The organism is Methylobacterium aquaticum (assembly GCF_001043915.1).
Classification (GTDB): domain Bacteria; phylum Pseudomonadota; class Alphaproteobacteria; order Rhizobiales; family Beijerinckiaceae; genus Methylobacterium; species Methylobacterium aquaticum.
The window spans coordinates 1-15,532 of sequence record NZ_LABX01000049.1; the positions used below are offsets into that span (position 1 = coordinate 1).

The window sequence follows — 15,532 nt, forward strand, 5'->3', positions numbered from 1 at the left end:
GGAGCGGCGCGCTGGGGCGCCGGCTCCGGGGCGGGCGGCGTGGTGACGATCCGCGCCACCGTCTCGATGGCGTGGGCCGGCACGGAGCGGCGCGGCGGCTCGGCCTCGACCTGCGGGACGGGTCCGGGCTCCGGCGGGCGCCGCGGCGGCCTGACAGGCTCGGCGCGGGCCGGCATCGTCTCCGGCGCCGGCTCGGCGGTCGGCGAATCGGCGTTCCGTCCGGGCTGCCGCGGTGGCAGCGGCGGCAGGGGATCGTGGTCGCGCCCACCCCATACGGGTTGCTTCGCCGTCCCGTCGCCCGACAGGCCGATCTTGCGGAAGAACTCCGTCCCGCGCACCGGCAGCGTCTCGCGCATCCAGCCCTCGAACTGGTCCAGTCGCCCGTCCCGCACCGCCTCGTCATGCAGGGTGCGCAGGGCCACGAAGGTGCGCAGGTCGTCGTCGGACGGGTCGATCAGCTTGCCGCCCGCGGCGACGAACCGGCTGACCAGGGAGCCGGTCATGGTTCCGGCCGGCACCGGGCCACGGCGCACCAGCACCAATTGCCGGCCCGGAATCTTCGCCGAGATGCCCGACGCGGTGAGTGCCGCCCGCAGGCGCGCCTGGAAGGCGATCGGGTGGGGCTGGAGCAGGGCGCGGTAGCAGATGTGGCGCTCGCGGTCGTTCTCCTCGCGGTGCAGGAAGGTCAGCCTGCCGTGCAGGGGCGGCAGTCGCTGCTCGGGCTCGCCCTTGCTCACCACGTCGATCGCGTCGTGCGGGTCGTCCTCCAGGGCGTAGAGGTCGAAGGCGGCGCGCAGCAATTCGCCGAGCCCGGCATCCTCGTCGTCGAGGAGGCCGGAGAGGTCGGCGGCCCGGCGGGCGGCGTCGAGGTCGAAGAGCGTATGACGAGCGTCCTGTTCCGGCTTCGGCTCGCTAACATTGAGGCTGTCGCATACAGTCACGACGCCTTTCGACAGGCAGACGCGCCGGAAGGCATCACAGTTCATCAGAAGTGTGCGAGGTCTCATCGCACTGCGAGCTGCGGCCGCGATGGCAGACTCGCTGAACGGCCAAGTCGGGAAGGGCGGCGTGAAACCCGCCTCGGCGTAGGCCGGCGCCAGACGGTTGCGGATCAAGGCCGTAGCGGCAGCCTGATCTTTCATGCCGGACAGGGCTACCGCCGGATCGAATCGCTGTCGGAAGGGAGTTAGCCCGCGCTCCTCCATGCGGATCCAAGAATCAGCCAAACAGGTGACAATGGTCATGCCGCGGCCGCACACGTCATGCAGCTCAAGTAGACCCGCGGCCAGCACCTCGGCGAGGCCCGTGCTGTCATCGAAATCGTCCGTAGACGCGATGCGGCTCGGATCCACGACACCATCAATCTGGTCGAGAGCGACGAGCGTCGGTCCGCTCAGCCCCATGATCCAGGCCATGCCTCGGACCAATTCGACGGGCGAGGGTGGTGGTGTACGGAAGCCGAGGGTCGCACGCTCGTTGGGGTCCGCGTCATAACCTTGCAGCCAAGCGTGAGCGAGGCCAACAGCGGCAAGATCCTTGGAGCGGAGGAGGCAAAGGGCGCGAAAGACATCCTGATGCTTCAGGGCCTGCGCCATGTCGAACTTCATCAATGCCATCACGAGCAGGTCGACGATCCTGCGGGTATCGATATTGGGTGTGTTGAACGCTTCCTCGACCTGCTCCTCAACCCGGAAACGGCGTGCCACTCCGGCCAGCACTGCATCGGACTGACGCCGTCCATCCGGCATGGTCTGCAACATTGCAGTCAGAAAGCTCAGAGCGGCACTACGCCAGAAATCCGTGAGGCCGAGCACGTCGAGGAGTACGAACCAGCCGCCAGACCGCCAGACCGCGTGCCGGATCTGGCCGATGAGATGGGTCTTGCCGATCCCGGACTGACCGACGAGCACGCGGCCCCGCGGACGGGTACCGGAAGCCTGGTCATGCAGAGCAGTCACGATCGTTGGAATCAGCGCTTCATTCGGAGCGCCAGTTGGCTCCGCATCGAGCCAGACGCTGTCGAGGGTGCGCACCCAGTCGAAACTGACACGGCGCAGGGCGTCGAGGGCGTCGCTCATGCCTGGATCCATATGAGGTGGAAAGGCTCGCCGGCCGGGCTGAAGGCTGCCGCACGCTCGGCAGCATCGAGCGCCTTCGGGTCACTGAGCTGGCTCAGCTCAATCGTGTCGTCCTTCTCAAGAATCGCTGCCAGCCCGGCATCGACCGTCGCTCGGTCGAGATCAGCGAGTGCCGCCCGCAGGGCGCTGAGGCGCACCGGCGCGGCCTTCCGGCCGCCGGTGCAGGCGAGATAGGCGTCTTCGATGCGGGCGCGGAGCCGATCCGCATCGGGCGGCGCCGACGGCGCTTCCGGCGGAGAAGCCACGTCGGGCTTCGAAGCGGCCTTCACCTTCGGAGCAGCCTTCACCTTCGGAGCAGCCTTGGGCTTCGGAGCTTCTTTGCGGTTCGGGTCCGTCTTTGTCCGAGTTCGTGGCGCCTTCGGCTCCGGCGCCGTCCGCTCGGGGGCGGGGCCGACGAACTCGGCGAGCGTCGCACCGGTCGCATCGAGGTGGTGGTGGAGGCGCGTGAGCCAGTCCTGAAGCACCCGCAGGGTCGGGGGCAGGGGATCGCGCAGGTGCTGGCCGGCCCAGTTCCAGCCCTTGTCGGTGACGGTCAGACGCAAGGTGCGCCCCTCCTTCTCCACCGTCAGGAGCCCGGCCGTCCGCAACGCATCGCGATCGGATGTCTCGATCCGCGGCGTGATCTCGCTGTTCAGGGCGGTGCCCTGCCGGCCGAGCAGGCGCCAGAGAATCAGCGCCTGAACCGGCGTCGGCGTCTCGCTCATCGGGTCGTGTCTCCGGAGGAAGGGTGGAGGCGCAGCCGGACCACGGCGCGGATCTTCTCGATCGCGCGCTGAAGGTCGTCCGCCACCTCGTCGTTGGTGAGGCGCAGCACGAGATAGCCGGCGACCAGCAATTCGTAGTCGCGGTGGCGGTCGCGCCGGAACTTCGGATTGACCTGGTGCTCCGGCCCGTCGATCTCGACGACGATGCGATGCCGGCGGCAGACCAGGTCGACCCGCGGCTGCTGGCCGTGGCCCGCCACCTGCACGATCTCGTTGCCGGAAAACAGTCCGGTCAGCTCCGGGTCCTTCGCCAGCGCCGCCTCGACCCGCCGTTCGGCCTCGCTGGCGGGGTGGGCCTGAGACCGCGGCGCGATGAAGCGCTCCGCCACCGGCGCAAGGGCGCGGCCGATCGTGCAGGCGCCGTAGAGGGTGCGGTCGTAGGGCGGGGTGTCGGGCGGCTCGGCCGGCAGGGCGAGGACACAGGCCGCGCCACGGCCAGCGCACCATTCCAGCGCCTCGATCACCGCCCGGGCCCGTGCCGGTGAGACCGGATCGACCTCCGCCACCAGGATCACGCTGCTGGCATCGACCGCCCGCAGCAACTGCTCGAATTCGAGCGCCCGCGTCATCCGCCGGAACCGGGGCGGCCGTCCGGACGCTGCCTCCGCCCCCGCGGCCTTGAGCCAGGGCGCCGAGGCGCCCGATGTCGCCGCATCCGGGATCGATCCGTCACGTCCGGGCCAGTCCGGCCAGCGGACGAGCGCCAGTTCGGCGAGGTCGTCGAGCAGGCGATCGATCACCGCGGCGCTGCTGTGCAGGTCCTCGGACGCGACGAGGAGCACGCCGCGATCGACCTCGCCCGCTGCCAGCATCGCGCCCACCCCGTCGCGCGTCAGCCCGATCACCGTGAGCCGCTCGCCGCGGCCGAGGCCGGCGGCGCGGCGCGCGAATGCGGCGGGCGTCAGGCGCGGCCGGGCCGCTGCGGGGCTCTCTCCGGACGATGGCAAGACGAGACCGTGTCCCCGGTGCCGGCCGGTGACGGCGACGGCGCGCCCCGGCTGTGATCCGCCGATATGCAGCACAAGTTGCCGCTTCTGGCTAGCGGGTTGCAAGGCCGCGCGGCGGCGACAGCTATCGTCCGGCCGTCCCGCCGGATGAACGTCCCGGCCCGTATCCGGCGGGCGGGCGCGAGCCGAGATGCGACCTCAGGGTCCGGCCCTCGTACTCGGTGCGGAACAGGCCGCGGCGGCGGAGTTCGGGAAGCACCAGTGCGATGAAGTCGTCGAGCCCGCCCGGCAGGGTCGGCGGCATGATGTTGAAGCCGTCGGCGCCACCGGCCCGGAACCGCGCCTCCATCTCGTCGACGATCTGCACCGGCGTGCCGACGATCTGCGAGTGGCCGCGTGCCCCGGCGATCCGCAGGTAGAGCCGGCGCAGGCTCAGGCCCTCGCGGCGGGCGAGATCGAACATCAGCTGCTGGCGCGACTTGAGCCCCTCGGTCGCGGGCAGTTCCGGTACCGGACCATCGGGATCGAAGCCAGAGAGGTCGTGGCCGACCATGCGGCTGAGCAGTGCCAGCCCCACGACGGGATCGATCAGCGCCTGCAACTCCTCGAACGTGTCGCGCGCTTCCGATTCGGTGCGGCCGACCACCGGGAACAGCCCGGGCATGATCTTGAGGTCGTCGGGCGACCGGCCGAAGCGGGCCATCCGCCCCTTCAGGTCGCGGGCGAAGTCCACCGCCTCGTCGAGGGTCTGGTTGGCCGTGAACACGATCTCGGCGGTGCGCGCCGCCAGGTCCTTGCCCGGTCCCGACGACCCGGCCTGGACGAGCACCGGCTGGCCTTGCGGCGTGCGCGGAATGTTGAGCGGGCCCCGGACCTCGAAATGCTGGCCCTTGTGGTCGAGGGGCCGGAAGCCGTCGGGCTTCGAGAACTGGCCCGACGCCTTGTCGATCACGACCGCATCGTCGTCCCAGGTGTTCCACAGCCCCAGCACCACGTCGACGAACTCCTCCGCCCGTTCGTAGCGGTCGGCGTGGCGGGCGATCGTGTCGTTGCCGAAGTTGGCCGCCTCCAGGTCGGTGGCCGAGGTGACGAGGTTCCAGCCGGCCCGGCCGCCGCTGAGATGGTCGAGGGAGGCGAAGCGGCGGGCGACGTTGTAGGGCTCGTTGAAACTCGTCGAGGTGGTGGCGACGAGGCCGATGCGGTTCGTGACGGCGGCGAGGGCCGACAGCAGGGTGACGGGCTCGAAGTGGCCTGAGCGGGCGGTGCGCTCGCTGGAGCGCAGGTCGGCATCGCGGATGCCGCTGCCGTCCTCCAGGAAGATCAGGTCGAACTTCGCCGCCTCGGCGCGCCTGGCCCAGCCGACATAGCGCTCGAGAACGAGCCCGCCATCGGCCTCGCTCGACGGGTGGCGCCAGCCGGCGACGTGGTGGCCGGTGGCGTAGAAGAAGGCGCCGAGGCGCATCGTACCCTGTGTCATGGCTCGCTTCGGGATCTCGGGGCCGCCTGCCGCCGGTCTAATATACCGCTACGCGGAAGAAATCCTGGTTTGGGGATCGTGTCCCTTGGAGTGGTGTCGCTGAGCGGGAGCGGGGGACCCGCGCCAGGGCGAAAACCACCTTCGACTGTCTCCGGCGCAAGCACTCGCCGCCTCGCGTCATCGGCCAGGCACGGCGAAGCCGGTGCGCCACTCACCCCTCACGCGCCGCCCCCGACGAGGCGCCACACCGCGTCACCGTCGCGGTGGAGCCCCGTCCCCGACGGCGATCGCCGGGAGGGGCCCGATCACAGCCGGGGATCCACGGGCTCCGATTCCAGGGCGAGCACGCCGAACACGCATTCGTGCACGCGCCGCAGCGGCTCGCGCGCCACGAACCGCTCCAGACCCTCGAGCCCGAGCGCGAACTCGCGGAAGGCCAGCGAGCGCTTCGCCCCGAGCCCGCGCTGGCGCAGGCGGGCGAGGTGCTCGGGCGTGTCGTAGTCGGGGCCGTAGATCAGGCGAAGATACTCCCGGCCGCGGCATTTCACGGCGGGTTGCGTGATCCCGCGACGGCCGCGTGCGATGACGTCGGCGGGCTTGACCACCATGCCTTCGCCGCCGCCGGACGTGAGATCCAGCCACCATGCGACGGCCTTCTCGACCTCCGATGCGTTGCCCGGATCCACGGTGATCGTGGCCGTGGCCCGGAACAGCGGGTCGGCGGATGCCAGCCGTGCGAGATGGCCCAGATGCCAGGAATGCGGCTTGTCGCCGTGAACCCGCCCCTCGCTGGCGAGCAGGTGGAACGGCGCGATCCGCAGGTCGTCGATCCGCGTCACCGGCCATGCATAGCTGCGGATGACCGAGGCGAATTTCTTCGCGCGGTCGAGGCGCTCCGCCGTGTGGAGCTTGAGGTCGCCGATCTCGGCCCCGCGGGCCTCAGCGCGCCGGAGCGCGTCCGCCACGGCGGACAGACCGATCCGGGCGGCGGCGGCGGTCGGCGCGTACTGGCCCGCGATGAGCGCCTGCGCCTTGGCCGACCACGGCATGATCTCGGCATCGAGCAGCACCCAGTCGGTGTCGAGGTCGGCGAGGAGCCCGCTCCGGTCGAGCGCGGCCCTGGTGCGCGCCAGAACCTCCGCCTGCTGCTGCGGGTCATGGAAGAAGGCGCGGCCGGTGCGGGTATAGACCGCCCCGAGGCCGCCGCCCGCCACGCCGAACCGACGCCGCGCCGCATCGCCGTCGCGGCAGACGACGATGAGCGCGCGCGAGCCCATGTGCTTCTCCTCGCACACGACCTGCGTCACGCCCTCGCGGCGGTAGAAGTCGAGCGCCTCGCGCGGATGCTCCAGGTAGCCGTCCTCCTTCGCGGTCTCGCACGGCGACATGGTCGGGGGCAGGTAGATCAGCCATTTCGGGTCGATCGCGAAGCGGCTCATCACCTCCAGCGCCGCGGCGTTGTTCTCGTCCCGGATCGTCACCGAGGGCAGAAGCCGCGTCGTGACGATCCGCTTGCCCGCCACGTCCGAGAGATCGAGCAGGTCGTCCGCCTCGGCTTGCGAAGCGATCTCCGCTCCCGGGCCGGCGGCGGGTCCGAGGGGCCGCGCGGGCTCGGCATAGACCTGCGCCGCCGGGACCGCGACGATCTCCATCTCGGGGTAGCGCAGGGCCGTGAGCCTGCCGCCGAACACGCAGCCGGTGTCGATGCACAGCGTGTTGTTGAGCCAGGCGGCCTCGGTCACCGGCGTGTGGCCGTAGACCACGCGGGTGTCGCCCCGGTACTCCGCCGCCCAGTTCAGGCGCACCGGCAGGCCGAACGCGTCCACCTCCCCGGTGGTCTCGCCGAACAGGCAGAAGCCCCGGATCGCTCCCGAGGCGCGGCCGATCATCTCGGCCTTGATCCCCGCATGGGCGACGGCGAGCCTGCCGGCATCGAGCCAGACGTGGCTGACCAGGCCGCCGATGAAGCGCCGGGCCCGGGCCCGGAAAGCCTCGCTCTGCGCTGACAGGCTGTCGATGCTGGCCTGAAGCCCGTGGCCGACCTTCACGTCGCGGCCGCCCAGCCACTTCTCGACCTTCGCCTCGTGGTTGCCCATGACGCAGAGGGCGTGGCCATCCTCGACCATGTCCATCACGAGACGCAGCGCATCGGCGACGCGCGGGCCGCGGTCGACGATGTCACCGACGAAGACCGCCTTGCGCCCGGGCGGCGGCACCACGCGGTAGCGCGGCTCGCCGTCCCGGCTCTCGCGGGCGACGGCGTAGCCGAGGCGCTCCAGCAGCGTCCCGCATTCATCGGCGCAGCCATGCACGTCGCCGATGATGTCGAAGGGCCCCGGCTCGTCGCGACGGTCGGTCCAGAGCCGCTGCCGGGACAGCGTGACGCCGGCGATCTCGGCCTCGGAGCGCAGCTCATGCACCTGCCGGAAGCCCTCGCGGGCGAGACCGCGCAGGCCGCGGCGCAAGGCGGCCATCTGGTTGCGGATCACGTGCGGGCCGAAGGCGCGATCCGGTCGGCTCGCATTGCGCATCCGGCAGATCTCCTCGCCGGGATCGAGCACGATCGCCACGCTGAGCGCGTGCCGGCGGCGGGCGATCTCGACGAGGCGCTTGCGGTCCTCCGCCCGGACATTCGTCGCATCGACCACGGTGAGGCGGCGGTTCTTGAGGCGCAGGTCGAGGATCGCGCTCAAGAGCGCGAAGGCGTCGGGCGTGGCGCCCTGGTCGTTCTCGTCATCCGCGACGATCCCCCGGCAGGCATCCGAGGAGATGATCTCGGTGGCCCGGAAGTGGCGGCGCGCGAAGGTCGACTTGCCGGACCCGGAGGCGCCGATCAGGACCACGAGCGCGAAGTCCGGCACCGTGACCGCGGTGGAGGTCGTGTCGTCGCGGCTCATCGGGAAAACACCGCCATCTGGCTCGGCGCGCCGAAATCGGGATGGATGTCCCCGAGACTTTCGATCTGCACGGCATAGCCGTGCTCCGCGGCCACGCGCTCCGCCCACTCCCCGAACTCGGCCCGGCTCCACTCGAAGCGGTGATCGGGATGCCGGAACTGCCGCTCGGGCAGGCTCGGGAACAGGACGTTGTAGTCGCGGTTCGGCGTGGTGACGACGATGGTCGCCGGGCGGGCATCGCCGAACAGGGCGCGTTCGAGATGCGGCAGGCGGTCGGGCTCGACATGCTCGATCACCTCCACGAGGGCGGCGGCATCGAACCCGCGCAGTCGCGCGTCGCGGTAGATGAGCGAGCCCTGGAGCAGCACCAGCTTGCGGCGCAGCGCCTCCGGCAGGGACTCGGCCCGGCGTTCGGCCCGGGCGAGTGCGGCACTCGACACCTCGACGCCGGTCACCTGCGCGATCGCCGGGTCGCGGATCAGCCGGGCGATCAGCTTGCCGTCGCCGCAACCGAGATCGAGCACACGCTTGGCGGCGCCCTCTGCGCCACGTCCCTGGACGCCGCTTCCTTGGGTCCCACTTCCCGGGGCCCCGCTCTCGGCGATCACCTGCGCCACGCGGTCGAGGCGCCGCTCGTGCAGGCGCAGCGGCTGCTCGATGCCCGCCTCCCGCTCCTCCTGCGCGGCGGGATCGAGGATCGCCTCGGGCTCCGCCGCCTCCGCCAGCTGCGCCAGGGCCTGCCGCACCAGGACGCCACGGCGCTTGAGGAAGCGCGAGACGATCAGGTCGCGCTCGGGATGGCCCGGAAGCCAGCCCTCGCCGCGGGCAAGCAGCTTCTCCACCTCGTCCTCGCCGACGAAGTAGTGCTTGCGATCGTCGAGCACCGGCATGAGCACGGTGAGGTGGGTGAGGAGATCGGCGAGCCGCGCGGTGGCGCGGAGCCTCACCGTGACGTAAGGCGCCTCGCCCCAATCCGGCCGCTCGGGATCGAGCGGATGGCGCGTCACCTCGACCGCGTAGCCGAGGGGCGCGAACAGCCGCTCCACGAGGTCGGACCGCCCGCGCACCGGCAGCGGCGCAACGGTCACGTCGAGCGGGATCTCGGCCTCGGCAAGGGCGGGGCGCTCCTTGCTGCGCCCGCCCATGGCGGCGCCGAGGCAGCGGCCGATGGCGACGCTCAGGAACGACGAGGCGGCGTAGGGCCGATCGTTGACGTAGTGGTCGAGCAGGCCCTCGCCCCCTGCGCTGCCCCGCACCAGGGCGATCGGGTCGATGTCGAGGGTCAGCACGAACTCGCAGCGCGCCTCCGTCGCCTCCGGGTAGAGCATCACGGCCCGGCCGAAGCCGAGATCGAGGTCCTGCGTCCGGTGCGGGTTCTTGTGGAGCAGGAAGCCGAGGTCGGTGGCGGGCCGATGCGTGGTCGCGACGGAGAGAAACACGAGAGAGGATCCTGACGGACGAGGGCGGGTCAGAGAGCGGGCCGACATGCGGGAGGAGGCACGCATCGAACGCCGCCTGTCCAGAGGCTCGGCATTCCGCCGCGGGACCGCCGCCGGCCCTTCCTCGGCCGGATGGCGCCGTCGGGCCGCGATCCCCCCAGAATGCTTCGCTCACGCCAGCCGCGACGACGCCATCGCTCGGCGGCGCGGCGACCGTCGCCGATACCAACGACCGACGATGCTGACGCATCGATTCGCTCCCGGGCAGGCCCGGCACCAACGGTCGTTGTCTTTCGACCGTTGGTTTGAGACGTCTCAGTTCCGCTTTCGAGGCTCGGCGATCTCGACGGGTCGGGCGGCATCCCCCTCCCGCAGGAACGGGGCGGCGCGCACGATCACGCGGTCATTCTCCGAGAGCCCAGACCGAATCTCGATCTCGTCCTCGGAGAAGAGACCGATCCCGACCGGACGCACTTCGACGCTGTGACCGGTGGACACGTACACGGCAGGGCCGTCCGGGCCGCGCACCAGGGCGGAGAACGGGATGGCGATCCCGCAGCTCTCACCGACCTGCACCGTACCCCGCGCGAACAACCCGAGCCGGATACCGTCCGCGGACGCGAGCTGGATGCGGACCTGGCCGAGCTGCGTGGCCGGATCGGCCACCGGCGAGACGAGGCGAATCTTGCCCTTGAGAGGACTCAGCCCGATCGGCTTGACGCTCACGCCCTGGCCCGGAGCGAGGCGTTCGAGCTTGGCGAGCGGTGCCTCGGCCGCGAGATCCACCTCGCCCTGGGCCGCGATGACGAAGAGCGGATCGCGTCGGGCCGGAGCGGGTGCCCCCACCGTCGCCGTGCTGCGCCCGATCAGGCCGGAGACCGGTGCGCGCAAGGTCGTCGGACCGCCCGGCTGACCATCCTCGGGCGAGAGCTGGGCGAGGGCCTGCCCGGCCCGCACCTCGTCCAGGGCCTTGACGTAGACCTGGGTCACCCGCAGCCCGTCCCGGTCCGGGCGGATCTGCACCTCCTGGCGCGGCACCAGCACTCCGGTCACGTCGACCTGATCGGAGAAGCAGCGGATCTTGGCGCGAGCCACGCTGACCATGGGGCCGGCTGGCCGGGCCGGTGCCGCGTTCTTCGCCTCGTCGCTCTCCGCCGCGGCGGCAAGCCCCGGCGCGATCAGCAGGCAGGCCGCGAGCAGCCTCGGAAAGATGGGTTGCCTCACGCCTCGTCCACTCCCCTGTCGGCCGGGCCTGCGACCCGCCAGCGTCGATCCACGATTACGGTCGCCCTTGGCGACGGGAGGATGGCGGCTGGCCGGCGCCCTCCCGCGGCATCAGCATGTCGAGGAGGCCGCCGACGCCGCCGTTCCGGCCCCCCAGGAGGTCGGTGCCGACCGATTCGAGCCCCCGCACCAATTGTCCATCGGTCATCAGCCCGGCGAGGTCCACGTGGATCTGCGGGGCGTCCCAGGCGCCATTGATGATCACCGGCACGCTCACGTCCAGCCCGCGGGGCAGAGCGCGCGCCGCGGACCGGGACAGGCGCGGCGCGATCCGGAAGGACAGGCTGCGCTCGCCGAAATCGATCGTGCCGCTGCCGCCCGCCGTCACGAGGGGGCCCGCGAAGGCAAGCTCCTCGGTGGTGGCACGGCCGTCCTGGATCTGGACGCGCAGCGAGAGCCGATCGAAGGCGGTGGTGTCGGCCGCGGAGACCCGCGCGGCCATGGATTGCACCACGCCCGGAATGTCGATGCCGACGAGGCGCCCATTCTCCAAAAGGAGCGCCGCCTTGCCGGCGAGGCTGCGGCGGATGGCGGCCCCGTCCCGTCCCTCGCCGCGCAGGTCGAGGGTCGCGCTCGCGGTGCCGTCGAGCAGGGCGAAGCCGGCCAGATCGGACAGGAGCGGCAGGGCCCGGGCCCGGGCCAGTTCGAGCGTCAGCGCATGGCGCGGCGCGTCCTCCGGGGCGGCCGGAAGCGTGGTGGTGAGGCGGCCCCGGACCTGACCGCCCTGGAGGCCCGCCTGCGCGAGCGTCGCATCGACGGTGCCGTCGGCGAGTCGCAGGTCGAGGTCGAGGTCGGCGAGGCGGGTCTGACCGACGGCGAGGGACGTCGCCCGGAGCCGGACCCGCCCGTCGAAGAGGCGGAGGATCGACAGGTCCGGCAGGCGATCGGTGGCCGCCTGTGTCCCGAGGGACAGCGCGTCGAAGGCGAGATCGAGCCGCACGAAGGGCTTCCGGGCGAGGTCGACGAGAACGCCGCCGGTGAACCGATCCGGGCCGAGGCTGCCCGTGAGGCGCGCCAGGGTGAGGGCCGCGCCCGAGAGGGTGGCGTCGGCGGTGCCGACGAGCGGCGCACCGGCGATCTCCGGCGCCCGGCACGTGAAGGCGATCGCCACCGGGTTCTCCGCCGCCGGCGCACCGTCCGTGGGCGCCACGGTGAGGTCGCAGGTGCCGCGCGTGCTGCCGGCTCGGCCCGAGAGCGTGACGGCGTGGCCGTCGCCTCTCGGCTCCACGGCGGCGGAGATCCCGTCGATGGCCGCGACGGTGCGCCCGGCCTCCGTCAGGCCGAGGCTGCCGTCACGCACCGCGATGCGCCGGGGCCGCGGGCCGAGGGAGGGAGAGGCAGAGGATGGGGCGGCCGCGGCGTCGGGCAGCGGTCCGGTTCCGCGCCACCATTGCGCCGGCCATTGCAGGGCCGGGCGGACGATCTCCACCCGGTCCGCCTCGCCCGCGAGGAGGCCGCCCACCGTCCCGTCGAGCCGCATGGCCGCGATCGCGAGGCTCGTCCGCCCGGCCGGTCCGAGATCCGTCTCCGTCGCGAGATCGCGCAAGGTCACGCCGGCCGGCCAGACCGAGAGCGCGGCCCCGCCCACCGACCAGGCGCGCCCGGTCGCCGCCTCGAGGCGTGCGACGGCGATCCGCACGATCAGCCGCTCGCCCGCCAGGACGAGTGCGCTGGTGCCGACGACGACGGCGGCGGCGAGAGCGAGCAGGAGCGTGCGACGTGTCATGGTCCAGTCAGCAACCTTCGAGCGCTCGCATGCGGGACAAGACCGCAAATGCCGAGCGAAATCAATCGGCGGTCTGGCCGATCGACAGACGGCGCAAGACGGCGGGCCCCGCCGTGACGCGGGATGGTCTGCGACGGCGCAGACGCGACGTCTCCCGCGAAGTCTCCGGGGCAGATCGCGCCAGTCGAGGGATGCCGGCGGCGGCGCCCCGGATTCCGCGATCTCTGGCCCGCGACTCGCCGCGGGAGGCGGCGGACCGAAATTCCTGCGTCGAGAGCTGTCGCGCGGTGCGCGTCGGCACTTGCTCGGAGTGGCGGCAGAGATGTACTTTGGCGCCATGAAACGGACGCTGCCTGCCCTTCTCACTCTCTCGCTCACGGTGTGGGCCACCGCGGCCGTTTCCGGGCCGGGGGACAAACGCATCGCCCTCGTGATCGGCAATGCCGCCTACGAGAGCTTCGGCCGCCTCGCCAATCCGGGCAACGACGCCGACGACATCGCGTCGGTGCTGCGCCGGCTCGGCTTCGATGTCGTGGACGGACGGGACCTGTCGCGGCGCGACATGGACCGCAAGCTGGCCCAGTTCTCCCGCGTCGCGCACGATGCCGACACGGCGCTGGTCTATTATGCCGGCCACGGCTTGCAGTACCAGGGCCAGAACTACCTCGTCCCGACCGACGCGCAGCTCAAGGACGGGTTCGACGTCCCGTTCGAGACCATCCCGGTCGAGAGCGTGATCGGCGCGCTCGACAGCGCCAAGGGCGCCCGCATCCTGATCCTGGATGCCTGCCGCGACCTGCCGCTCAAGGATACCGGCCGGCGCGACAGCGCGAACGGCCCGGGCCTCGCGAGCGTGGTCGGCCGCAAGGGCCTGATCATGGCCTACGCCACCCAGGCCAACAACGTCGCGTTCGACGGCACCGGCCGCAACAGCTTCTACGCCGCCGCCCTGATCAAGACGATGGCCGAACCCGGCCTCGAAGTCGGGCAGGTGTTCCAGCGCGTCGCGATGTCGGTCTCGACCGCCACCAGCGGCCGCCAATTGCCGGAGGTGACCCGCTCCTATCCGGGCGAGGTCTATCTGAACCGCGACGAGACCGACTTCCAGGCGTGGAGCCGCCTGCGTGGCAGCAACCAGATCGCCGAGCTGCGCAACTTCGCCGCCAAGTACACCACCAGCTTCCTGAGGGACGACGCCCTCGCGCGCATCAGGACCCTCGAGGAGCAGGGCCGGGCGGTCGCGCAACCCGTCATCGACGGGACCCTCGCCCGCGAGGAGAAGCGCGCGGCGGACGAGCGAATCGCCGCGGCGAAGCTCGACGAGGAGCAGCGCCAGCGCGAGAAGGCGCGACTGGCCGACGACAAGGCCCGCCGGGAGGAGAACGAACGCCGGGACGCCGAGCAGGTCCGGCTCGCCGCCCAGCGCAAGGAGGAGGAGCGCCTCGCGGCGCTTCGCAAGGCCGAGGAGGACCGGCAAGCGGCGCTCCGGGCCGACGTCGCCGCGCGCGAGGCGGAAGACCGGCGCCTGGCCGCGCTGGCGGTCCAGGAGGCCGAGCGTCAGGAAATCGCGCGTCAGGAGCAGAAGCGCCGCGACGAGGAGAATGCCAAGGTCGCCGCGGCGGCCGAAGCCGAGCGCCGCGAGGAGATGGCTCGCCTGGAGCGGGTCCGGCGCGAGGAGGAGGCCCGCCTCGCCGCGCGCCGCGACGAGGACCAGCGCGTCAACGTCAAGCTCGCGATGCTGGAGACCCCGAAGATCGAGGACGCGAAGGCGGATGCCGTCAAGGCCGAGATCACGGCCGAAGCGGCCAAGGTCGTCGAGCCCGTCGCGCCGTCCGAAACCGCCAAGCCCGTGGAAACCGCCAAGCCCGTGGAAACCGCCAAGCCCGTGGAAACCGCCAAGGCGCCCGAGACCGTCAAGGCGTCCGAGACCGCCAAGCCCTCAGAGGGGCCGGCGATCGCCTATGCCAGCCTGTCGGTCAAGGACGAGGTCCCGGCCACCACCGCGGCCCTGGATGCGACCGCGCCCGTCAACCAGGACCGGACCATTCGCGCCGTCCAGGACCGCCTGAACGCCCTCGGCTGCTACAACGAGAAGCCCGAGGCGAGCTGGGGCAAGCACTCGATGGAGGCGCTGGAGCGCTTCTACCGCGTGACCCAGGCGGGCGACGCGGCCCGGCCGGGCTTGACGCGTGCGGTCAAGATCGTCTCGCACATGCCCGACCAGTCGACGCTCGACATGCTGAACGGCTATAGCGGCCGTGTCTGTCCTGTCGTCTGCCCGACCGGCACCGAGCAGAAGGGCGATGCCTGCGTGCGGGTCTCCTGTCCGCCCGGCCTCACGCTCGACGGCGACCAGTGCCGTCCTACGGTGAAACCGCAGCGCGCCAGCCTGCCAACCGCGACCCCGCGACCGGTCAAGGTGGTGAGGCCGGAGCCGGAACCGGAGCCGGAGCGCCCCCGGAAGGCGGCGGCGCCCGTCAAGGAGCCCCGCATCAAACGCGCTGCCTTGCCCGAGCCGGAGCCTGTGAAGGTCAGGCCGCCGGCCCACAAGCCTCCGGCGCCGAAGCCCCCGGTGGCCAAGCTCCCGGTGGCCAAGCCTCCCGTCCAGGAGACCCCGCGCCCGGTCCGGGCGGCGGCCCGCCCGATGGTGAAGCCGAAGGTGACGATCGTGGAGCCGATCCGCGCCCGCGCGCGGGTCCCGGCCCTCGCCCGTCCCAGCTACAGCCCGGCCCCAGCGACCAGCACGGCGTCGAGCTACGGCGGTGGGTCGAGCTACGGCGCGACCGAGATCGGCGCCTCGCGCTTCATGGGCCGGATGCCCTGACGGGGCTACCACGGTCCTGACGACGAAAAAGGCCGG

8 protein-coding genes and 1 pseudogene are annotated in these 15,532 nt (G+C 71.7%); 1 reads left to right on the plus strand and 8 read right to left on the minus strand.

From position 1 onward, the window contains the following. The 8 genes and pseudogenes from VP06_RS06825 to VP06_RS06860 all read right to left on the minus strand — a co-directional run. Positions 1–2,078, minus strand: a pseudogene (locus tag VP06_RS06825) (ATP-binding protein); the annotation flags it as partial. Then, entirely contained in the window at positions 2,075–2,842 is a 768-nt protein-coding gene (locus VP06_RS06830; protein ID WP_048463078.1) for a MarR family transcriptional regulator, read from the minus strand. The gene VP06_RS06830 and the pseudogene VP06_RS06825, both read right to left, overlap by 4 nt. Further along, positions 2,839–3,849, minus strand: coding sequence for an endonuclease domain-containing protein (locus VP06_RS06835; RefSeq protein ID WP_048463079.1), 1,011 nt, complete (start codon positions 3,847–3,849; stop codon positions 2,839–2,841). Before VP06_RS06835 ends, VP06_RS06830 begins: the two co-directional genes overlap by 4 nt. Positions 3,850–3,973: 124 nt before the next feature. Further along, positions 3,974–5,326 carry an LLM class flavin-dependent oxidoreductase gene (locus VP06_RS06840; protein WP_048463080.1) on the minus strand — a complete coding sequence of 451 codons (1,353 nt, stop codon included), beginning with the start codon at positions 5,324–5,326 and terminating at the stop codon, positions 3,974–3,976. A gap of 305 nt (positions 5,327–5,631) precedes the next feature. Beyond that, positions 5,632–8,223, minus strand: coding sequence for a polynucleotide kinase-phosphatase (locus tag VP06_RS06845; RefSeq protein WP_048463081.1), 2,592 nt, complete (start codon positions 8,221–8,223; stop codon positions 5,632–5,634). Next, on the minus strand, positions 8,220–9,662 hold the full coding sequence (locus VP06_RS06850; protein WP_048463082.1) for a 3' terminal RNA ribose 2'-O-methyltransferase Hen1: 1,443 nt from the start codon (positions 9,660–9,662) through the stop codon (positions 8,220–8,222). Before VP06_RS06850 ends, VP06_RS06845 begins: the two co-directional genes overlap by 4 nt. Before the next feature lie 315 nt (positions 9,663–9,977). Next, a complete protein-coding gene (locus VP06_RS06855) occupies positions 9,978–10,886 on the minus strand; it encodes an efflux RND transporter periplasmic adaptor subunit (RefSeq protein WP_053081563.1) in 909 nt (302 codons plus the stop codon). 55 nt (positions 10,887–10,941) lie between these two features. Continuing rightward, on the minus strand, positions 10,942–12,672 hold the full coding sequence (locus VP06_RS06860; protein WP_048463083.1) for an AsmA family protein: 1,731 nt from the start codon (positions 12,670–12,672) through the stop codon (positions 10,942–10,944). Positions 12,673–13,009: 337 nt separating this feature from the next. On the opposite strand from VP06_RS06860, the gene VP06_RS06865 reads away from it, so the two are divergent. Beyond that, positions 13,010–15,496 carry a caspase family protein gene (locus tag VP06_RS06865; RefSeq protein ID WP_048463098.1) on the plus strand — a complete coding sequence of 829 codons (2,487 nt, stop codon included), beginning with the start codon at positions 13,010–13,012 and terminating at the stop codon, positions 15,494–15,496. The last annotated feature ends 36 nt before the right edge of the window (positions 15,497–15,532 follow it).